This window comes from Streptomyces sp. NPDC052036, from assembly GCF_040680495.1.
Lineage (GTDB): Bacteria > Actinomycetota > Actinomycetes > Streptomycetales > Streptomycetaceae > Streptomyces.
Map to the genome: position 1 here is coordinate 33,772 of NZ_JBFAWW010000024.1, position 21,870 is coordinate 55,641.

Genomic DNA, 21,870 nt, shown 5'->3' on the forward strand with positions numbered 1-21,870 from the left:
CCGTAGAGCGGGGCGAGCAGGAGCAGCCCCGTCAGCAGTTCCCACGGACGGCCGATGATCTGGTCGTACCCGATGAGGTACGGACACCGATACCACCGCGACCTGGATCCAGACCCTGATCGGCTCGCTCTGCACCAGCGCGGCCACCACCGCCGGCTTCCGCCCGGCCGAGCAACTCGCCACGCTTCACCTCATCCTGCGCCGCTTCCCGCGCGCCGAGCCGTCCACGGAGGACGGTGCCGCCTAAAAGAGCCTTGGAGCTCCGAACAGCACGGGCGCCGTCCATCGCGGCGCCGCCCCGGAGGCCGGGCGGGCGGGGCGGTGCCGGGACCGCGATGTCAGTGGCGCGTGCGATGCTGTCCGTGATGGCCAAGAAGACCGCGAATGACGACCCTCTCGCCCCCGTCACCCTTGCCGTGGGCCAAGAGGACCTTCTGCTCGACCGTGCCGTGCAGGAGGTGGTGGCCGCCGCCCGGGCCGCCGACGCCGACACGGACGTGCGGGACCTGACCTCGGACCAGTTGCAGCCCGGCACGCTCGCCGAGCTGACGAGTCCGTCGCTCTTCGCCGAGCGCAAGGTCGTGGTCGTGCGCAACGCGCAGGACCTGTCGGCCGACACGATCAAGGAGCTGAAGGGGTACTTCGGCTCGCCCGCCGAGGAGATCACCCTCGTGCTGCTGCATGCGGGCGGAGCCAAGGGCAAGGGTCTGCTCGACGCCGCGCGCAAGGCGGGGGCGCGGGAGGTGGCCTGCCCGAAGATGACGAAGCCGGCGGACCGGCTGGCGTTCGTACGGGGGGAGTTCCGCGCGCAGGGGCGTTCGGCGACGCCGGAGGCGTGCCAGGCGCTGGTCGACGCGATCGGCAGCGATCTGCGGGAGCTGGCGTCCGCGGTGTCCCAGCTCGTCGCCGATGTCGAGGGCACGATCGACGAGGCGGTGGTCGGGCGGTACTACACGGGACGGGCCGAGGCGTCGAGCTTCACGGTCGCGGACCGGGCGGTCGAGGGACGTGCCGCGGAGGCGCTGGAGGCGCTGCGATGGTCGCTGGCCACGGGGGTGGCGCCGGTGATGATCACGAGTGCGCTCGCGCAGGGGGTGCGTGCGATCGGCAAGCTGTCCTCTGCCCGTGGCGGGCGTCCGGCGGACCTCGCCCGGGAGTTGGGCATGCCGCCGTGGAAGATCGACCGGGTGCGGCAGCAGATGCGGGGGTGGACGCCGGAGGGGGTGGCGGTCGCGCTGCGGGCGGTGGCCGAGGCCGATGCGGGCGTCAAGGGCGGCGGTGACGATCCGGAGTACGCCTTGGAGAAGGCGGTCGTCACGATCGCGAGGGCGGCCCGGTCCAGGGGCCGGGCGTAGCCCGAGGCCCGGGTATCGGCCGCGCGCCGGGCGTAGCCCGACGCTCCGGGCTCGTTCGCCGTGTTTGTACGGTGGCGCGCATGCCGAAGGCCCCGCCGTCCGTCCTGGGGAAGGACGGGAGGCGGGGCCTTCGGTCAAACTCGTGGGTCCGTGCCCGCGTGGCGAACGCAGGCCGCGCACGGACCCGGGTGCCGGGTGGGAGCGGATGAGAGAGGGCCCGCTCGGTTCCCTCCGGCGTCAAATCAAGTGTCAGCCCTTGAGGGCACCGACCTTGGAAGCCAGTGCCGACTTCTTGTTGGCAGCCGCGTTCTTGTGGATGACGCCCTTCGAGACGGCCTTGTCGAGCTGACGCGCGGCGGCGCGCTGGAACTCGGTGGCCTTCTCGACGTCACCCGCGGCGGCAGCCTCACGGGCCTTGCGGATCGCGGTGCGAAGCGAGGACTTGACGGCCTTGTTGCGCAGGCGCGCCTTCTCGTTCGTCTTGTTCCGCTTGATCTGGGACTTGATGTTCGCCACGAATGAGCCTTTACAGGTTCAGGCACGCGAGACGGACCGCCCCGCGCGCCGGTGATTTCTTGAAGACGTGTCTCGCGCTGAGAGGGCATGAGACACAGCCACCCAGGCTACCAGCCGCCTTCCGCCTCACCCAAACCGGTCTGCCGAGCGCCGCCCCGGCCTCCGGACGGCCCGCTCGCCCCCCTGCGCGCGCCGCTTCGCCCTCCGGACGGACCCTCTCGGCCCTTGAGCGCGCCACTTCACCACCCTCCACAACCCGAACGGGCGGCAATCCGGTCACAACGTATCCCTATATGCCCCCGCATATGCCCCCGCGCGCGCCGCTCCGGTCGACCTCCGCGCACCGCAAACCGGTAGCAAACTGGTCACAGCACCCCCGAGCGTGTCCCCGTGCGGTCCACCACGGCCGGTCCCGGCACGGCCCTCACCGGTCGCAGCCTCCCGCGCGTGGGACCATGGAAGCTACGTATCGATCCGACCCGAGACCGCAGACACTGCGGACGCCTCAAGAATCAGGACCCTGCGTGCCCGCGATCCCTAGCCATGTGCCCGAGCCGAGCCGTACCGACCCGGCGCTGATCCGCAATTTCTGCATCATCGCGCACATCGACCACGGCAAGTCCACGCTCGCCGACCGGATGCTCCAGCTGACCGGCGTCGTCGAGCAGCGGCAGATGCGCGCCCAGTACCTCGACCGCATGGACATCGAGCGCGAGCGCGGCATCACGATCAAGTCCCAGGCGGTGCGTCTGCCGTGGGCCCCGACCCACGATCCGGGCCATACGCATATCCTGAACATGATCGACACCCCGGGGCACGTCGACTTCACCTACGAGGTCTCGCGGTCGCTCGCCGCCTGCGAGGGGACCGTCCTCCTCGTCGACGCCGCCCAGGGCATCGAGGCCCAGACCCTCGCCAACCTCTACCTGGCGATGGAGAACGAGCTCACGATCATCCCCGTGCTGAACAAGATCGACCTGCCGGCCGCGCAGCCCGAGAAGTTCGCCGAGGAGCTCGCGAACCTGATCGGGTGCGAGCCCGGCGACGTGCTGAAGGTCTCCGCCAAGACCGGTCTGGGTGTCGAGCAGCTGCTCGACAAGGTCGTCGAGCAGATCCCGGCGCCGGTCGGTGTAGCGGACGCGCCCGCCCGCGCGATGATCTTCGACTCGGTCTACGACTCCTACCGCGGTGTGGTCACGTACGTCCGTGTCGTCGACGGGCAGCTCAACAGGCGCGAGCGCATCAAGATGATGTCGACCGGCGCGACCCACGAACTGCTGGAGATCGGCGTCAGCTCGCCCGAGATGCTCCCGGCCGACGGGCTCGGGGTCGGCGAGGTGGGCTATCTGATCACCGGTGTGAAGGACGTCCGCCAGTCCAAGGTCGGTGACACCATCACCAGCCAGGCGAAGGGCGCCGTGGAGCCCCTCGGCGGATACAAGGACCCCAAGCCGATGGTCTTCTCGGGTCTGTATCCGCTGGACGGATCCGACTACCCCGACCTGCGCGAGGCCCTCGACAAGCTCCAGCTCAACGACGCCGCGCTCGTCTACGAGCCGGAGACCTCCGCCGCCCTCGGCTTCGGTTTCCGTGTCGGCTTCCTAGGCCTGCTGCACCTCGATGTGGTCCGCGAGAGGCTGGAGCGCGAGTTCGGGCTCGACCTGATCGCCACCGCGCCCAACGTGGTCTACCGCGTGATCATGGAGGACGGCGAAGAGCACGTCGTCACCAACCCGAGCGAGTTCCCCGAGGGCAAGCTCGCGGAGGTCTACGAGCCGGTCGTACGGGCCACGATCCTCGCGCCCACCGAGTTCATCGGCGCGATCATGGAGCTCTGCCAGACCCGCCGCGGCACGCTGCTCGGCATGGACTACCTGTCCGAGGACCGCGTCGAGATCCGCTACACCCTCCCGCTCGCGGAGATCGTCTTCGACTTCTTCGACCAGCTGAAGTCCAAGACCCGCGGGTACGCGTCGCTGGACTACGAGCCCACCGGCGAGCAGAACAGCTCCCTGGTCAAGGTGGACATCCTGCTGCACGGCGACAAGGTCGACGCCTTCTCGGCGATCACCCACAAGGACCAGGCGTACGCGTACGGCGTCCGGCTCGTCGCCAAGCTGAAGGAGCTCATCCCGCGGCAGAACTTCGAGGTGCCGGTGCAGGCCGCCGTCGGCTCCCGGGTGATCGCTCGCGAGACCATCCGCGCCATCCGCAAGGACGTCCTCGCCAAGTGCTACGGCGGTGACATCTCCCGTAAGCGGAAGCTGCTGGAGAAGCAGAAGGAGGGCAAGAAGCGGATGAAGATGGTGGGTTCCGTGGAAGTTCCCCAGGAGGCCTTCATCGCGGTGCTCTCCAGCGACGACAGCGCAGGGTCCGCAAAGGGCAAAAAATAGCCGCTACCAGTGGTGCAAACCGGATGGAACAGGGCCCGTCGTACGTCGTACGGCGGGCCCTCGCGTCTGTCTTCGGCGGCTCCTCGAACGAAGCGAGTGACCTGCGCCCCTTACAAACCGGCTGGTCGGGCTCTACCCTGAACCCTGCTCGATGGTTACTCGCGAGTTAAACAACGCCTGCGAGTGGAAACAGCAGGAATGAGCCAGCCGCACCGACGCGGTGCCCGGAGGATGTCGTGAGCCACACACAGACTTTGATCGAGAACCGTCCGCCCTCTGTCGCGGCCCTCTTCCTGGAGCGTGTGGCGGCCACACCGGATGCCGAGGCCTATCGCTATCCGGTCCCCCCGTCCGCCGGCCAGGGCCCCGACGACTGGAAGTCGCTGAACTGGGGGCAGGCCGCCGAGCGGGTCCACGCGATCGCCGCCGGGCTGATCGAGCTGGGTGTACAGCCCGAGGAGCGGGTCGCGCTCGCCTCCTCCACCCGTCTGGAGTGGATTCTCGCCGACCTCGGCATCATGTGCGCGGGCGCGGCCACGACCACCATCTATCCGCAGACCAACGCCGACGAGTCGGCCTTCATCCTCTCCGACTCCGAGAGCAAGGTCCTTGTCGCGGAGAACGCCGACCAACTCGCCAAGGCCCTCGAGAAGCGCTCCGAGCTGCCCGAGCTCCACCATGTCGTCGTCATCGACCCGACGGGCGTCGAGTCCGGGGACTGGGTCCTCACTCTCGCCGAGCTGGAGACCCGCGGCGCGGCCTATCTGGCGAAGCACCCCGGGCTGATCAAGGAGCGGGTCGGCGCGATCACCAAGGACCAGCTCGCCACCGTCATCTACACCTCCGGCACCACCGGCCGGCCCAAGGGCGTGCGCCTGCCGCACGACAACTGGTCGTACATGGCCAAGGCCATCGCCGCGACCGGACTGCTCGGCGCCGACGACGTGCAGTACCTGTGGCTCCCGCTCGCCCACGTCTTCGGCAAGGTGCTCACCTCCGGGCAGATCGAGATCGGGCACGTCACCGCGGTCGACGGCCGCGCCGACAAGATCATCGAGAACCTTCCGGTGGTGCAGCCGACGTACATGGCGGCCGTGCCCCGCATCTTCGAGAAGGTGTACAACGGCGTCGCCGCCAAGGCCCGCGCGGGCGGGGCGGCCAAGTACAAGATCTTCCAGTGGGCTGTCGAGGTCGCCCGCGAGTACGCCAAGGTCACCCAGGACAACTTCCGGCGCACCGGCACCGCCTCCGCGCCCTACGCCCTCGCCGCCAAGCACAAGGTTGCCGACACGCTCGTGTACGCCAAGATCCGCGAGGCGTTCGGCGGCCGGCTGCGGGCCTGTGTCTCCGGCTCCGCCGCCCTCGCGCCCGAGATCGGTTACTTCTTCGCCGGTGCCGGCATCCACATCCTGGAGGGCTACGGCCTCACCGAGTCCTCCGCGGCCTCGTTCGTGAATCCGGGCGAGGCGTACCGCACGGGCACGGTCGGCAAGCCGCTGCCCGGCACCGAGGTGCGTATCGCCGACGACGGCGAGATCCTGCTGCGCGGTCCCGGCATCATGGAGGGCTACCACGGGCTGCCGGACAAGACCGCCGAGGTGCTGGAGGCGGACGGCTGGTTCCACACCGGGGACATCGGCGAGCTGTCGCCCGACGGCTATCTGCGCATCACCGACCGCAAGAAGGACCTCATCAAGACCTCCGGCGGCAAGTACATCGCGCCCGCCGAGGTCGAGGGACAGTTCAAGGCGGTGTGCCCGTACGTCTCCAACATCCTGGTGCACGGCGCCGACCGGAACTTCTGCACCGCGCTCATCGCCCTGGACGAGCCCGCGATCCTCGACTGGGCGAAGGAGAACGGCCTGGGGGGCAGGTCGTACGCCGAGATCGTCGCCGCTCCCGCCACGGTCGAGATGGTCGACGGCTATGTCCGGGAACTCAACGCCGGGCTCCAGCGGTGGCAGACCATCAAGAAGTTCCGGCTGCTGCCGCGGGACCTCGACGTGGAGCACGGTGAGATCACACCGAGCCTGAAGCTGAAGCGTCCGGTGGTGGAGCGGGAGTACAAGCACCTCATCGACGAGATGTACGCGGGGACGCGCGAGGCATAGGGGCCCACTCCCGGTCCCGTCCCGCGGTCGGGCCGGGTCCGGGGCCCCGAGGGGCATATTCCACCCAGGTCACCGCGGGCAGAGGACGTAGATCCGTTGCTCGAATCCGACCGTCTTCGAGCACATCCGTAGCACTGTTCTCACCCTTGGCGGCTCACTTCGGTAACTCGGCGCTTATGAGCGGGTCCGGTCTGTCACTCTGTCCGCATCGCCGGAGGCGTATTCGTCGGAGTTCACCGGAACCGCTCGGGGAGCCGTCCATGGGGGCCATTCCCACGCAACGGGAGACCATCTCCCGTGCCTCTGACATGCTCGCGCACGAGGGCGCGTCGCTGCACACGGTGGTGCGTACGAGGCTGCCGGGCGGCCCGCTCGCGCCGGGCGCCGCCCGCCGTTTTCTGCGCGCCGCCCTCTGTGCGTGGGCCGAGGCGGCCGAGCCCGACACCTTCACCGAGCGGCTGGCCGACGACGCCCTGGTCGTGGTCAGCGAACTGGTCACCAACGCGGTCGTGCACGCGGGCACCGACATCGACATCGCCTGCCGCCTCCACGAGACGGAGGACGAACCCCCCGGCCTCCTCGTCGAGGTCTCCGACCACCACCCCTCGCGCCCGGTACGGGACGACGCCACCGAGCACACCTACGACATACCCGAGTACGGCCGCGGTCTGCGCCTCGTCGGTGCGCTCGCCACCGCCTGGGGGATCACCTACCGCACCGCCACCAAGACCGTCTGGGCACAGCTGCCCCTCGACGGTGCCCAGGCCGCCGAGGACGGGATCGAGGTCTACGCCGGTGAGGACGTCCTGACGGGCGAGCTCGGCACGGCCGAGATCCTCGGGCCCGAACCCGCCGCCTACACCGAGCCCGGCCGCGGTGTGCCCGACCGGGACTGGCGGGGCCGCGGCGCGCTTTCCTTCCTCGCCGAGGCCTCCGACCTGCTCGCCGGACAGCTCGACGAGGATCTGGTCGCCGCGCTCACCGGGCAGCTCCTCGTGCCGCGGCTCGCCGACTGGTGCGCGGTGTGGCTGGAGGACGAGGCGACCGGCTGGCACGGGCCCGAGACGGCGGTCACCACCGGGCCGCGCCTGGCCCGGGTCTGGCACGGCAGCGAGAACCGCATCGAGGAGCTGCGCCGGGTGCTGGAGAAGGACCCGCCGCGGCTGCCGGAGTCGGTGCGTTCCCGGGCGGTGCCCGTTCCCTGGCCCGGGGAGGCGCTCGGCCCGCGCGGCGCGACCGGGGCGGCGCTCGCCTACCGGCTGATCGCCGGCGGCCGGCCGCTCGGCACGCTGGTCATCGGCCGTACGGGATTGCTGCGCTTCCCCGACGAGGTCACCGGGCTCGTCGAGGACCTCAGCCGCCGGGTGGCGCTCGCCATCGGGGCGGCCCGGCAGTACGCGCGCCAGGCCACCATCAGCCGGGTGCTGCAGCGGGGGCTGCTGCCCGGGGCCGTCGCCGAGATCCCCGGGGTGCGCAGCGCGCTCGTGTACGAACCGTGCGACAAGGGCGGCGGCCCCAGCGGCGACTTCTACGACCTCTTCCCGGCCGGCCGCGGACGGTGGTGCTTCGCGCTCGGCGACGTCCAGGGCAAGGGCCCGGAGGCGGCGGTCGTGATCGGGCTGGCCCGCCCCTGGCTGCGGCTGCTGGCCCGCGAGGGGTATGCGGTCCCCGACGTCCTGGACCGACTCAACCAGCTCCTCCTCGACGACGCCACGGAGACGGCGGACGCGGCGGCGCGGGCACTGGTGGCGGCGGGCGCCCCCGTGCCGGTCGCCGACGGCGGCTCCCATGCGCGCTTCCTCTCCCTGCTCTACGGCGAGCTGGTCCCCTTCGACGGCGGGGTGCACTGCACGCTCGCCTCCGCCGGGCATCCGCTGCCGCTGCTGCTGGGCCCGGACGGCGACGTACGGGTGGTGGCCCAGCCGCAGACCCTCCTCGGGGTCGTCGAGGACGTCACCTATGTGTGCGAGACGTTCGAGCTGTACTCCGGCGACACGCTGCTGTGCGTCACGGACGGGGTGACCGAGCGGCGCAGCGGATCCCGCCAGTTCGACGACGGGGACGGGCTCGCGGCGGCGCTCGCCGGCTGCGCCGGGCTGAGCGCCGAGCTGATCGCGGAGCGGATCCGGACCCTGGTGCACGAGTTCGGGAGAAAGCCCCCGGAGGACGACCTGGCGCTGCTGGTACTGCGCGCGGAGTGACGCGCCCCACCCAAGGCGCCCCACCCAACGCGTGGCTCACCCGAGGCGCGCCCCACCCGAGGGCGTGCCGTACCCGAGCCGTGCCCCCACCCGGGACGTGCCACCCCAAACCGGTCACGTCCCCGGTGCTGGACAATGGAGGACATGCCTTCCGCACTCCCCGACGGCGAGCCCGTCCCCCACGACGGCGCACTGCCCGCGCACGCCCTCGCCGGAGCCGCCGAGCGCCCCCTCGGGTTCTACCTCCATGTGCCGTACTGCGCGACGCGCTGCGGCTACTGCGACTTCAACACGTACACGGCGACGGAGCTGCGCGGCACGGGCGGGGTGCTGGCGTCCCGCGACAACTACGCACAGACGCTGATCGACGAGATCAGGCTGTCCCGCAAGGTACTGGGCGACGACCCGCGCGAGGTCCGCACGGTCTTCGTCGGGGGCGGCACGCCGACGCTGCTGGACGCGTCGGACCTCGTACGGATGCTCGGGGCGATCCGTGAGGAGTTCGGGCTCGCGGAGGACGCCGAGGTGACGACGGAGGCGAACCCGGAGTCGGTCGACCCGGCATATCTCGAAACCCTCCGGGAGGGCGGCTTCAACCGCATCTCCTTCGGTATGCAGAGCGCCCGCCCCCACGTACTGAAGATCCTGGACCGCACCCACACCCCGGGCCGCCCCGAGGCCTGTGTGGCCGAAGCACGGACGGCGGGCTTCGAGCACGTCAACCTCGATCTGATCTACGGCACCCCGGGCGAGAGCGACGACGACTGGCGGGCCTCCCTGGACGCGGCGCTGGGTGCGGGCCCCGACCATGTCTCGGCGTACGCGCTGATCGTCGAGGAGGGCACCCAGCTCGCCCGCCGCATCCGCCGGGGCGAGATACCGATGACGGACGACGACGTCCACGCGGACCGCTATCTGATCGCGGACGAGGCGCTCGGCTCTGCGGGCTACGACTGGTACGAGGTCTCCAACTGGGCCACGTCGGAGTCCGGCCGCTGTCTGCACAACGAGCTGTACTGGCGCGGCGCCGACTGGTGGGGCGCGGGCCCCGGCGCGCACAGCCATGTGGGCGGCGTGCGCTGGTGGAACGTGAAGCACCCGGGGGCGTACGCGGCGGCGCTGGCGGAGGGCCGCTCCCCGGGGGCCGGACGGGAGCTCCTGTCGGCGGAGGACCGCCGGGTGGAGCGCATCCTGCTGGAACTGCGCCTGAGGGAGGGCGTCCCGCTGTCGCTGCTGCGGGAGGAGGGACTCGCGGCCGCACGCCGGGCACTGACGGACGGGCTCCTGGAGAAGGGCCCGTACGACGAGGGCCGGGGGGTCCTCACCCTGCGCGGGCGGCTGCTGGCGGACGCGGTGGTGCGGGATCTGGTCGACTGATCACTCCGGTGGGCTCGCCTCCGGGCCCAGGACGTCGATGTCCGCGACGAAGCCAGTGAGCCCGTACCGGACTTGGTGGTCCTGGAGCGTGACCTCGTGCCCCGCTCCGGCCGCCTGCTGCCGTCGCCACTGATCACGATGGTCGTCGAGGTCGCTTCCAAAACCAGCGTCGCACGGCGAGTTCGGGACGTTCCCCGGAGTCAAGCCCCACCGCTGTCCGTGACGAAGTCGATCAGCTCCTCCACCCGCCCCAGCAACTCCGGCTCAAGGTCCTTGTAGGACCGCACCCGCGACAGGATCCCCTGCCAAGCCGCCCCCGTGTTCTCCGGCCACCCCAGCGCCCGGCACACGCCCGTCTTCCAGTCCTGACCGCGTGGCACCCGGGGCCAGCCGGGAATCCCCAGTGCCGCCGGCTTCACCGCCTCCCAGATGTCGATGTACGGGTGGCCGACGACCAGCGCGTGTTCGCTGGTCACCGACTCGGCGATACGCCACTCCTTCGTACCGGGCACCAAGTGGTCCACGAGCACACCCAGCCGAGCGTCCGGACCCGGTGCGAAGGACGACACGATCGACGGCAGGTCGTCCACGCCCTCCAGGTACTCCACCACCACGCCCTCGATGCGCAGGTCGTCGCCCCACACCTTCTCGACCAGCTCGGCGTCGTGGCGGCCCTCCACGTAGATGCGGCCGGCGCGGGCCACCCTCGCGCGCGCCCCCGGGACGGCCACCGAGCCCGAAGCCGTGCGCGTGGGACGCACCGGCGCGCTCGACGGGCGCACCAGGGTCACCACCCGGCCCTCCAGCAGAAACCCCCGCGGCTCCAGCGGGAACACCCGGTGCTTGCCGAAGCGGTCCTCCAGGGTCACCGTGCCCGCCTCGCAGCGGATCACCGCGCCGCAGAAACCGGTGCGCGGCTCCTCGACCACGAGACCGGGGTCCGCCGGGACCTCCGGCACAGGCTTGGGCTTCTTCCACGGCGGGGTCAGGTCCGGTGAGTACTGGCGCATTCGGATGACGATAGGAGAAGCCCGGCCGCGGGGGTTGAGGAAGACCTCACGACACGCCGAAACGGGACGCCAGTCCGTCGCGCTGCGCCCTGACGAACGCGGCGTCCACCACGGCACCGTGCCCCGGCACGTACACCGCGTCCCGGCCGCCCAGTTCGAGCAGCCGGTCCAGGGCCGCCGGCCAGTGCGCGGGGGCCGCGTCCGGGCCCGCCTGCGGCTCGCCGGACTCCTCCACAAGATCCCCGCAGAACACCACCGCCCGCTCCCCGGGGACGAGAACCACCAGGTCGTGGGCCGTGTGGGCCGGGCCCAGATGCGCCAGCAGCACCTGTACCCCGCCCAGATCCAGCGTGCGTTCACCCGACACCTGCTGGTGCGGGCGCACCAGCACATCCCCGGCCTCGGCCGCCTCGGCCGCGTCCAGACCGTGCCGCACCGCGTCCGTGACCAGCACGTCACGCTCGCGGACGAACACCGCGTCCGTGCCCACCGCCCCGAACACCTCCGCGCCCGCGAACGCCGCCGCCCCGAGGACATGGTCGAAGTGGGGATGCGTCAGCGCGAGATGTGTCACACGCAGGTCCCCGCCGAGCTGCGCGAGCAGCCGCCGTGTCGCGGTGCGGCCGCGCGCCCTCGCCGAGACTCGACCCGGCGTCGATCATGAGGGCCCCGTGCTCGCCGACCACCAGCCCCGCCGTGCAGTCCCATCCCGGCAGCCGTGTGCGCCCTGCCCGGGCGCCGAGCGCCTCCCACCCGGCCTCTTCCCACCACACTGTCATGGGGTGACGCTATCCGCAGGCGCCCGGGCGGACAGGACAGGGCGGGACAGGTCGGTACACCTCGGCACGGCACAGGTGCCCGCCCTTGCCGGGGGCGTACCCGACGGCCGTACACTTGGCCCGGGGATGCTGGCACTCACCCGCACAGAGTGCCAGGGGAAGCGTCAAGGGGAACGGATCGCTGGAGGTGTGCGCATGCTGAGTGAACGCAGGCTCGAAGTGCTGCGCGCGATCGTCCAGGATTATGTGGGCACCGAGGAGCCGGTGGGCTCCAAGGCGCTCACCGAGCGGCACAACCTCGGCGTCTCCCCGGCCACCGTGCGCAACGACATGGCCGCGCTGGAGGACGAGGGCTATATCGCCCAGCCGCACACCAGCGCCGGACGCATCCCCACGGACAAGGGCTATCGCCTTTTCGTCGACAAGCTCGCGGCCGTCAAGCCGATGACCTCGCCCGAGCGCCGCGCGATCCAGAACTTCCTGGAGGGCGCCGTCGACCTCGACGACGTCGTGGCGCGTACGGTACGTCTGCTCGCGCAACTCACCCGGCAGGTCGCCGTCGTGCAGTACCCCTCGCTGACCCGCTCGACGGTGCGGCACGTGGAACTGCTGGCGATGGCGCCCGCGCGGGTGATGCTCGTGCTGATCACCGACACCGGCCGGGTCGAGCAGCGCATGATCGACTGCCCCGCGCCGTTTGGAGAAACGTCACTCGCGGATCTGCGGGCGCGACTCAACAGCCGGGTCGCCGGCCGCCGTTTCGCAGACGTCCCGCAGCTTGTGCAGGACCTGCCCGAGGCCTTCGAACCGGAGGACCGGGGCACGGTCTCCACGGTGCTCTCCACCCTTCTGGAGACCCTCGTGGAGGAGACCGAGGAGCGGCTGATCATCGGCGGCACCGCCAATCTCACCCGCTTCGGGCATGACTTCCCTCTCACCATCCGCCCCGTGCTGGAGGCACTGGAGGAGCAGGTCGTGCTCCTCAAGCTGCTGGGTGAGGCGAAGGATCCAGCCATGCGGGTGCGCATCGGCCATGAGAACGCCCACGAGGGACTCAACTCCACGTCGGTCGTCTCCGTGGGCTACGGTTCGGGCGGCGAGGCAGTAGCGAAACTCGGCGTGGTCGGACCGACCCGCATGGATTACCCGGGAACGATGGGAGCGGTACGAGCGGTGGCACGGTACGTCGGACAGATCCTGGCGGAGTCGTAAGTGGCCACGGACTACTACGCCGTACTCGGCGTGCGCCGCGACGCGTCGCAGGAAGAGATCAAGAAGGCGTTCCGTCGGCTCGCCCGCGAGCTGCACCCGGACGTCAACCCTGATCCCAAGACGCAGGAGCGGTTCAAGGAGATCAACGCCGCGTACGAGGTGCTCTCGGACCCGCAGAAGAAGCAGGTCTACGACCTCGGCGGCGACCCCCTGTCCCAGGCGGGCGGCGCGGGCGCGGGCGGCTTCGGCGCGGGCGGCTTCGGGAACTTCTCGGACATCATGGACGCGTTCTTCGGCACGGCGTCGCAGCGCGGACCGCGCTCGCGCACCCGTCGGGGCCAGGACGCCATGATCCGGCTGGAGATCGAGCTCGACGAGGCGGCCTTCGGCACCACGAAGGACATCCAGGTCGACACGGCCGTCGTCTGCAACACCTGCAACGGCGAGGGCGCCGCGCCCGGCACGTCCGCGCAGACCTGTGACATGTGCCGCGGCCGCGGCGAGGTCTCGCAGGTCACGCGGTCCTTCCTGGGCCAGGTCATGACCTCCCGGCCCTGCCCGCAGTGCCAGGGCTTCGGCACGATCGTCCCGAACCCGTGCCCGGAGTGCGCGGGCGACGGACGGGTGCGCTCCCGCCGGACGCTCACCGTCAAGATCCCCGCGGGCGTCGACAACGGCACCCGGATCCAGCTCGCCGGCGAGGGCGAGGTCGGCCCCGGCGGCGGTCCGGCCGGCGATCTGTACGTAGAGATCCACGAGCTGCCGCACCAGACCTTCCAGCGCCGTGGCGACGACCTGCACTGCACGGTCACCATCCCGATGACGGCGGCGGCCCTCGGCACCAAGGTGCCGCTGGAGACGCTGGACGGCATGGAGGAGGTCGACATCCGTCCTGGCACGCAGTCCGGGCAGTCGATCCCGCTGCACGGCCGAGGCATCACGCATCTGCGCGGCGGCGGCCGGGGCGACCTGGTCGTGCATGTCGAGGTGCAGACGCCGTCGAAGCTGGACCCCGAGCAGGAGCACCTGCTGCGGGAGCTGGCGAAGCTGCGCGGCGAGGAACGGCCGCAGGGCCAGTTCCAGCCGGGACAGCAGGGTCTGTTCTCACGCCTGAAGGACGCCTTCAACGGGCGCTGACCCTCCGCGGACACCACACCGGCGCCGGTCCCATCGGACCGGCGCCGGTGTGCTTCCCGGGGTGCCGTCGGCTGCCGCTCCCGACCCCGTTCCGGCCGCCCGTGAGCACCCTCCCACCGCCCTGACCGGCGGACGTTTCCGGGAGCATATGCCAGCGGAAGCCCGGATTCGGACTTGTTCGAAGGACGTGACAACATGCCGTCATGTCCTCCGTGCCGACCGATCTCCTCCGCCATCCGATCGTGCAGGCCCCCATGGCGGGCGGAGCCTCCGTGCCGCAGCTGGTGGCCGCCGTGTCCGAGGCGGGCGGCCTCGGGTTCCTCGCCGCCGGTTACAAGACCGCCGACGGCATGTACCAGGAGATCAAGCAGCTCCGCGGGCTCACCGCGCGTCCCTTCGGCGTGAACGTGTTCATGCCACAGCCCGATCAGGCGGACCCCGCCGCCGTCGAGGTCTACGCCGAACAGCTCGCCGGCGAGGTCACCTGGTACAAGGCCGAGCTGGGCGACCCCGACAGCGGCCGCGACGACGGCTACGACGCCAAGCTCGCCGTCCTCCTCGACGACCCGGTGCCGGCGGTCTCCTTCCACTTCGGCGTCCCCGCCCCCTCGGTCCTTCAGTCCCTGCGCCGCGCGGGCACCTTCACCCTGGTCACCGCGACCACCGCCGAGGAGGCCCTCGCCGTGCAGGAGGCGGGCGCCGACGCGGTGATCGCACAGGGCGTCGAGGCCGGCGGCCACCAGGGCACCCACCGCGACAGCGCAGAGAACGACGGCTCCGGCATCGGGCTGCTGACCCTGGTCGCCCAGATCCGCGAGGCCGTACGCATCCCGATCGTCGCGGCCGGCGGCCTCATGCGCGGCAGCCAGATCGCCGCGGTGCTCGCGGCGGGCGCGAGCGCGGCCCAGCTGGGCACCGCGTTCCTCGCCACCCCCGAGTCCGGCGCGCACCCCCTGCACAAGCAGGCGCTGACCGACCCCCTGTTCGTCCGGACGGAGCTGACGCGCGCCTTCTCCGGGCGCCCGGCCCGCGCCCTGGTCAACCGGTTCATGCGGGAGCACGGACCGTACACGCCCGCCGCCTACCCCGAGATCAACCACCTCACCTCGCCGCTGCGCAAGGCGGCCGCCAAGGCCGACGACCCGCAGGGCATGTCGCTGTTCGCCGGTCAGGGCCACCGCCTGGCCCGTGACCTGCCCGCCGGACGCCTGGTGGAGGTCCTGGCGGCGGAACTCCGGGAGGCCGCGACAGCGTTGTCCACGGGCGGTGCCGGTCGATGACGGCGCCCGTGTTCGTCGTGGACCGGCTCGACGCCATCGGTCCGGAGTTCGTGCTCGACGGCCCCGAGGGACGGCACGCGGTCTCGGTGAAGCGGCTGCGGCCGGGGGAGGCCGTCGTCCTGACCGACGGCGCCGGACGCCGGGCGGAGTGCGAGGTCATCGGCACCGAGGGCAAGGACCGGCTGGTCGTCCGGGTGACCTCGGTGTCCGAGGAGCCGCCGCAGACACCCCGGATCACCGTCGTCCAGGCACTGCCCAAGGGTGACCGCGGCGAGCTGGCAGTGGAGACCATGACCGAGGTCGGCGTCGACGCGATCGTCCCCTGGCAGGCCTCCCGCTGCATCACCCAGTGGAAGGGCGACCGGGGGCTGAAGGCCCTCGGCAAGTGGCGGGCCACCGCCCGCGAGGCGGGCAAGCAGTCCCGCCGGGTGCGCTTCCCCGAGGTCGCGGACGCGGCGACGACCAAGCAGGTCGCGGCACTTCTTGCCGAGGCCGACTTCGCGGCGGTCCTGCACGAGAGCGGCGAGGACCCTCTTGCGGCCGTGGAACTCCCCACCGAGGGCGAGATCGTGCTGGTCGTCGGGCCCGAAGGAGGCGTCGCCCCCGAGGAGTTGACCCTGTTCGAGGAGGCGGGCGCGCGGGCCTTCCGGCTGGGGCACACCGTGCTGCGCACCTCGACCGCCGGCACCGCGGCGGCCGCGCTGCTGCTCGGCCGCACCGGACGCTGGTCCTGACCTTCGGGGGTACACCATGGAACTCGCCCAGGTACGGCTGCTGGTCTCGGACTTCGCCGCCTGCTACCGGTTCTACGCCGACGTCCTCGGCCTCAAGCCCCAGTCGGGAGCCGAGGACGGCCCGTACGAGAAGTTCTCTCCCACTGTCGGCTCGGCCGGCATCGCCCTCCAGGACCGGGCGATGATGGCCCGCGTCCTGGGCGAACTGGGCGACGCCGCGACGGGCCACCGCTCGCTCGTGGTGCTGCGCGTGGACGACCTGGACGCGTACTGCGAGCGCATCACCTCCCGTGGCGTGACCCTTCTGCACGGCCCGGCCCCCCTGACCGACCGTATGCGCGTCGCCCACCTCAAGGACCCCGAGGGCAACCTCGTGGAACTCCAGGAATGGCTTCTGCTGCGCGGCTGACGGCGCGTCGGGAGGCGTGACAAGGGGGCGCTCGGTGGCCCTATGCGCTCTACCGCCGGCGGCGGGAGAGTGGCAGGCTGCCCTCCATGGGGGCATTGAGGCGGATTCGGCGGCGCCCGCGGGGACGGCGGGCCCTGGCGGCGACCGGACTCGTGGCGGTCGCCATGGGCGCGGCCGTGGCGTGCCAGCCCGGTGACCTGAGCACCGTGGCGGCGGCGTACACCACCGACCAGACCGCGACCAGGGAGCTCCAGCGGCACCATGTGACCGTGCGCTGGCTCAGCTGCACGGGCGGCTACGGCACCGGCGGCACCGCCACCCGCTCCGCCGGCACACCCGCACCGACCCAGACCACCGTCGTCAGCGTCGACTGCCAGGGCAAGACCGGCGACGACAAGGACATCACCGTCAAGGGCAGGATCACCCGGGTCGTCGACGGCAGATGCGTCCGCGGGGACCTGCGGGCCACCGTGGGCGGCAGGCAGTGGTTCCATGTCAGCGGCCTCGGCAACTGCGACGCCGCCCCGACACCGACGTACCAGCAGCCCGGCACCTACCAGCCGGCCCCCGGCCTGCCCGGACCCACCGTCACCGTGACGAGGACCATCTGGTGCCAGGGCGACCCCACCTGCTGGCCCGTCCAGGGCAAATGATCCGTACGACCCCGTACGACCCAGCATGACGATCCGGGGCGACTGACAAAACCCCTGTCCGTGAACACACTTGCTGCTTAGGGTGACCTGGTGACTCAGTCCACATCGCCCGCGTACCTCCGCTTCCCGCATCTGCACGGCGAGTTGGTCGCCTTCACCGCCGAGGACGACGTCTGGGTCGCCCCGCTCGACGGCGGCCGTGCCTGGCGGGTCAGCGCCGACAACGTCCCGGTCAACCACCCCCGGATATCCCCGGACGGTCAGACCGTGGCCTGGACCTCCACCCACGACGGCGCTCCCGAGGTGTATGCCGCCCCGATCGACGGCGGCCCCGCCCAGCGCCTGACCCACTGGGGCAGTGGCAAGACCCAGGTGCGCGGCTGGACCCCCGACGGACGGGTACTCGCCCTCAGCACGGTCGGCCAGGCCTCCCTGCGCCGCACCTGGGCGCACGCCGTACCGCTGGACGGCGGACCGGCCACCACCCTGCCGTACGGGCCTGTCGGCGAGGTCGCCCACGGCCCGGCCACCGTGCTGCTGAGCGCGCCCATGGGCCGCGAGGCCGCCTGGTGGAAGCGGTACCGCGGCGGCACGGCCGGCAAGCTGTGGATCGAACGGTCCGCCGACGGCGAAGGGACCGGGGAGTTCGTACGGCTCCACGAGGACATCGACGGCAACATCGAGTACCCGTGCTGGGTCGGGGAACGCATCGCCTTCCTCTCCGACCACGAGGGCGTCGGAGCGCTGTACTCGTCGCTCGCCGACGGCTCGGACCTGCGCCGCCACACCCCCCTCGACCACTTCTACGCCCGGCACGCGGCCACCGACGGAACCCGGGTCGTGTACTCCTCCGCCGGTGAACTCTGGCTCCTGGAGGACCTGGACGGCGCCGAGCCCCGCCGGCTCGACATCCGGCTCGGCGGACAATGTGTGGATCTGCAGCCGTATCCGGTGAGCGCGAGCCGCTGGTTCGGGGCCGCCTCGCCCGACCGCACCGGACGCGGCAGCGCGATCTCGGTGCGCGGCGCCGTCCACTGGATCACCCACCGCTCCGGGCCCGCCCGCGCGCTCGCCGCCGGGCACGGGGTACGGGCCCGGCTGCCGCGCACCTTCCGCGCGGACGGCGAGGAGTGGGTGGTGTGGGTGACGGACGCGGAGGGCGACGACGCGCTGGAGTTCGCGCCCGCCACCGGAGTCGCGCCCGGCGCCACCCCCCGGCGGCTCGCCGGCGGGCGCCTCGGCCGGGTGCTCGGGCTCGCGGTGGCCCCCGACGGCAGCCGGATCGCGGTCGCCGCGCACGACGGGCGGGTGCTGCTCGTCGAGCGGGACAGTGGCGAGGTGCGCGAGGTCGACCGCAGCGAGGACGGCGAGGCCGACGGGCTCGTCTTCTCCCCGGACTCGGCCTGGCTGGCCTGGTCGCACCCCGGCCCCCGCCCGCTGCGCCAGCTCAAGCTCGCCAACACGGCCGATCTGTCGGTCACGGAGGCGACCCCGCTCCGCTTCCGGGACTACGCGCCCGCGTTCACCCTGGACGGCAAGCACCTGGCGTTCCTCTCGGCACGCTCCTTCGACCCCGTCTACGACGAGCACGTCTTCGACCTGGCCTTCGTGGGCGGTTCCCGGCCGCACCTGATCACCCTCGCCGCCACCACCCCGTCCCCCTTCGGGCCTCAGCGGCACGGCCGTCCCTTCGAGACGCCCGACAAGGACGAGACACCCGACAGCGAGGGCGCCCCCGCGACCCGGGTCGACCTGGAGGGACTCGCCGACCGGATCGTGCCGTTCCCCGTCGAGGCCGCGCGCTACTCCGGCCTGCGGGCCGCCAAGGACGGCGTGCTCTGGCTGCGGCACCCGGTGCGCGGAGTCCTCGGCACCTCACGGGCCACCCCCGACGACCCCGATCCCCAGTCCGAGCTGGAGCGCTACGACCTCGTCCAGCAGCGCATCGAGCATCTCGCCTCGGACGCCGACCACTTCACGGTCAGCGGCGACGGCAAGCGGGTGCTGCTGTGGACCGACGGCAAGCTCAAGGTCGTACCGAGCGACCGCCGCGCCCCGAACGACGACGACAGCGATGCCAACATCACCGTGGACCTGTCCCGGATCCGGCAGACCGTCGACCCGGCGGCCGAATGGCGGCAGATGTACGACGAGGCCGGCCGCCTCATGCGCGACAACTTCTGGCGGCCCGACCTCGGCGGGGTCGACTGGGACGGTGTGCTGGACCGGTACCGGCCGGTCCTGGAGCGCATCGCCACGCACGACGACCTGGTGGACCTCCTGTGGGAGGTGCAGGGCGAACTGGGCACCTCGCACGCGTATGTCACACCGAGCGGCTACGGGTCCGGCGCGGACCGCCGGCAGGGACTGCTCGGGGCCGACATCTCCCGGCACCCGGACGGCAGCTGGCGCATCGACCGGGTGCTGCCGTCGGAGACCTCCGACCCGGACGCCCGGGCGCCGCTCGCCGCGCCCGGCGTGGCGGTACGGGCCGGGGACGCGATCGTGGCGGTCGGCGGCCTGCCGGTGGGCCCGGTGGCCGGGCCGGGACCGCTGCTGGTCGGGACGGCGGGCAAACCGGTGGAGCTGACCGTCTCGCCCGCGGGCGGGGGCGATCCACGGCATGTCGTCGTCGTGCCGATCGCGGACGAGGAGCCGCTGCGGTACCACGCGTGGGTCGCGGACCGGCGGGCGTATGTGCACGAGAAGTCCGGCGGCCGGCTCGGCTATCTGCATGTGCCGGACATGGTGGGCTCCGGGTGGGCGCAGCTCCACCGCGATCTGCGGATCGAGGTCGTCCGGGAGGGACTGGTCGTGGACGTCCGGGAGAACCGGGGCGGCCACACCTCCCAACTGGTCGTGGAGAAGCTGGCACGGCGGATCGTGGGCTGGGACCTGCCGCGCGGACTGCGGGCGTACAGCTACCCGGAGGACGCTCCGCGCGGTCCGGTCGTCGCCGTCGCCAACGAGTTCTCCGGCTCGGACGGCGACATCGTCAACGCGGCGGTCAAGGCGCTCGGCATCGGGCCGGTGGTCGGGACGCGGACCTGGGGCGGTGTCATCGGCATCGACAGCAAGTACCGGCTGGTCGACGGGACGCTGGTGACCCAGCCGAAGTACGCGTTCTGGCTGGAAGGTCCCGGGTGGGGCGTGGAGAACCACGGGGTCGATCCCGACATCGAGGTGGTCCAGACTCCCCAGGATCACGCGGCCGGGCGGGACGTCCAGCTCGACGAGGCGGTGCGGCTGGCGCTGGCCGCCCTGGAGGAGCGCCCGGCGAAGCGTCCCCCGGAGCTGCCGACCCTGTGAACCGCCGTACCGCGGCGGAGGTTTTCCGGCCCCGCCCGCCCTCCGGCCCCTTCCGGACCGGCGGGCGGGCGGCGCCCGATACGATGCCGTCGTAGTGATCAGCCCGTGTGAGGAGGAGGCACGCACATGGCGGGAGAGCCGCAGGAGGACTGCCTGTTCTGCAAGATCGTCGCGGGGCACATCCCGGCGACGATCGTCCGGGAGACCGACACCACGATCGCCTTCCAGGACATCAACCCCCAGGCACCCACGCACATACTGGTCATCCCGAGGCTCCACCACCGGGACGTCGCGACCCTCGCCGCCGCCGCACCGTCCGTGGCCGCCGATGTGCTCCGCGAGGCCGGTGAGGTCGCCGCGCAGGAAAAGCTGGAGAGCTACCGCGTCGTCTTCAACACCGGCAGCGGCGCCGGGCAGACCGTCTGGCACGCCCACGCCCATGTGCTCGGCGGCCGCGGTCTGCAGTGGCCCCCCGGATGACGCGCCATGTCGGCCCGTGAACTGGTGGTGCTCGGCACCGCCAGCCAGGTCCCGACCCGGCAGCGCAACCACAACGGCTATCTGCTGCGCTGGGACGGCGAGGGCATCCTCTTCGACCCTGGCGAGGGCACCCAGCGGCAGATGCTCCGCGCCGGCGTCGCCGCCCACGATCTGCACCGGATCTGTGTCACGCACTTCCACGGGGACCACGCGCTGGGGCTGGCCGGGGTCATCCAGCGGATCAACCTGGACAAGGTGCCGCACGAGATCACCGCGCACTACCCGCGGTCGGGGCAGCGGTTCTTCGAGCGGCTGCGGTACGCCACCGCCTACCGCGAGACCGTTTCGCTGACCGAGGCACCGGTCGCCGAGGACGGGGTGCTCGCGACGACCGGGGCGTACACGCTCGAAGCGCGCCGGCTCTCCCACCCCGTGGAGTCGTTCGGCTACCGGCTGATCGAGCCCGACGGGCGGCGGATGCTGCCCGAGCGGCTCGCCGAGCACGGGATCACCGGCCCCGACGTGGGCCGTCTCCAGCGCGAGGGCTCCCTCGGCGGTGTCCTGCTGGAGACCGTGAGCGAGGTGCGGCGCGGACAGCGGTTCGCGTTCGTCATGGACACCCGCCTCTGCGAGGGGGTGTACGCCCTCGCGGAGGGCTGCGACCTCCTCGTCATCGAGTCCACCTTCCTCGACGAGGATGAACAGTTCGCCGTCGAGTACGGCCATCTGACGGCTGGTCAGGCGGCGCGGGTGGCCCGGGAGACCGGGGTGCGGCACCTGGTCCTCACGCACTTCAGCCAGCGCTACTCGGAGCCGGAGGAGTTCGAACGGCAGGCGCGGGCCGCCGGGTTCGAGGGAGAGCTGACCGTGGCGCACGACCTGCTCAGGGTGCCGGTCCCGAAACGGCCCTGACC

The 21,870-nt window shown here is 71.7% G+C and carries 16 protein-coding genes and 1 pseudogene; 14 read left to right on the forward strand and 3 right to left on the reverse strand.

All coding sequences use genetic code 11. The annotated features are described in order from the left end of the window. Positions 1-365: 365 nt before the first annotated feature. Complete coding sequence (holA, locus tag AB0L95_RS28145; RefSeq protein WP_365165988.1) at positions 366-1,355, forward strand: DNA polymerase III subunit delta; 990 nt, start codon at positions 366-368, stop codon at positions 1,353-1,355. 249 nt (positions 1,356-1,604) lie between these two features. On the opposite strand, the gene rpsT is transcribed toward holA, so the two are convergent. Beyond that, positions 1,605-1,871, reverse strand: a complete 267-nt coding sequence (gene rpsT / locus AB0L95_RS28150) for a 30S ribosomal protein S20 (protein ID WP_365165990.1) — start codon at positions 1,869-1,871, stop codon at positions 1,605-1,607. Between the two features lie 524 nt (positions 1,872-2,395). Between rpsT and lepA the strand changes: the two genes are divergently transcribed. The 4 genes from lepA to hemW all read left to right on the forward strand — a co-directional run bounded on the left by lepA (position 2,396) and on the right by hemW (position 9,953). Beyond that, positions 2,396-4,264 (forward strand): translation elongation factor 4, encoded by a 1,869-nt coding sequence (gene lepA, locus AB0L95_RS28155; RefSeq protein ID WP_365165992.1) that lies wholly within the window; start codon positions 2,396-2,398, stop codon positions 4,262-4,264. A 236-nt stretch (positions 4,265-4,500) separates the two neighbouring features. Continuing rightward, entirely contained in the window at positions 4,501-6,375 is a 1,875-nt protein-coding gene (locus AB0L95_RS28160) for an AMP-dependent synthetase/ligase (protein WP_365165994.1), read from the forward strand. 260 nt (positions 6,376-6,635) lie between these two features. After that, the gene (locus tag AB0L95_RS28165; RefSeq protein ID WP_365165996.1) at positions 6,636-8,576 is read left to right on the forward strand and encodes a SpoIIE family protein phosphatase; all 1,941 of its coding nucleotides are present in this window, start codon (positions 6,636-6,638) and stop codon (positions 8,574-8,576) included. Positions 8,577-8,720: 144 nt separating this feature from the next. Continuing rightward, positions 8,721-9,953: a radical SAM family heme chaperone HemW gene (hemW, locus tag AB0L95_RS28170; RefSeq protein WP_365165999.1), complete on the forward strand. Its 1,233-nt coding sequence runs from the start codon at positions 8,721-8,723 to the stop codon at positions 9,951-9,953. 200 nt (positions 9,954-10,153) lie between these two features. On the opposite strand, the gene AB0L95_RS28175 is transcribed toward hemW, so the two are convergent. Together AB0L95_RS28175 and AB0L95_RS28180 are read right to left on the reverse strand one after the other, a co-directional pair. Continuing rightward, positions 10,154-10,963, reverse strand: a complete 810-nt coding sequence (locus tag AB0L95_RS28175; protein WP_365166001.1) for a DUF3097 domain-containing protein — start codon at positions 10,961-10,963, stop codon at positions 10,154-10,156. Between the two features lie 46 nt (positions 10,964-11,009). Next, positions 11,010-11,742 (reverse strand): annotated as a pseudogene (locus tag AB0L95_RS28180) (MBL fold metallo-hydrolase). Between the two features lie 195 nt (positions 11,743-11,937). Here AB0L95_RS28180 and hrcA point away from each other — a divergent pair. From hrcA to AB0L95_RS28225, 9 genes are all read left to right on the forward strand, one after another. Next, positions 11,938-12,954, forward strand: coding sequence for a heat-inducible transcriptional repressor HrcA (gene hrcA, locus AB0L95_RS28185; protein ID WP_365166004.1), 1,017 nt, complete (start codon positions 11,938-11,940; stop codon positions 12,952-12,954). Next, positions 12,955-14,091, forward strand: coding sequence for a molecular chaperone DnaJ (gene dnaJ, locus AB0L95_RS28190; RefSeq protein ID WP_365166007.1), 1,137 nt, complete (start codon positions 12,955-12,957; stop codon positions 14,089-14,091). Between the two features lie 203 nt (positions 14,092-14,294). Then, positions 14,295-15,371: a nitronate monooxygenase gene (locus tag AB0L95_RS28195; protein ID WP_365166009.1), complete on the forward strand. Its 1,077-nt coding sequence runs from the start codon at positions 14,295-14,297 to the stop codon at positions 15,369-15,371. After that, entirely contained in the window at positions 15,368-16,105 is a 738-nt protein-coding gene (locus AB0L95_RS28200) for a 16S rRNA (uracil(1498)-N(3))-methyltransferase (protein WP_365166012.1), read from the forward strand. Before AB0L95_RS28195 ends, AB0L95_RS28200 begins: the two co-directional genes overlap by 4 nt. 16 nt (positions 16,106-16,121) lie before the next feature. Beyond that, the gene (locus tag AB0L95_RS28205; RefSeq protein ID WP_365166015.1) at positions 16,122-16,514 is read left to right on the forward strand and encodes a VOC family protein; all 393 of its coding nucleotides are present in this window, start codon (positions 16,122-16,124) and stop codon (positions 16,512-16,514) included. A gap of 86 nt (positions 16,515-16,600) precedes the next feature. Beyond that, the gene (locus tag AB0L95_RS28210; protein WP_365166017.1) at positions 16,601-17,167 is read left to right on the forward strand and encodes a hypothetical protein; all 567 of its coding nucleotides are present in this window, start codon (positions 16,601-16,603) and stop codon (positions 17,165-17,167) included. Positions 17,168-17,257: 90 nt separating this feature from the next. Next, complete coding sequence (locus AB0L95_RS28215) at positions 17,258-20,476, forward strand: S41 family peptidase (protein ID WP_365166019.1); 3,219 nt, start codon at positions 17,258-17,260, stop codon at positions 20,474-20,476. Between the two features lie 126 nt (positions 20,477-20,602). Next, the gene (locus AB0L95_RS28220) at positions 20,603-20,956 is read left to right on the forward strand and encodes a histidine triad nucleotide-binding protein (RefSeq protein WP_365166022.1); all 354 of its coding nucleotides are present in this window, start codon (positions 20,603-20,605) and stop codon (positions 20,954-20,956) included. Between the two features lie 6 nt (positions 20,957-20,962). After that, complete coding sequence (locus AB0L95_RS28225; protein WP_365166024.1) at positions 20,963-21,868, forward strand: ribonuclease Z; 906 nt, start codon at positions 20,963-20,965, stop codon at positions 21,866-21,868. Positions 21,869-21,870 lie beyond the last annotated feature (2 nt).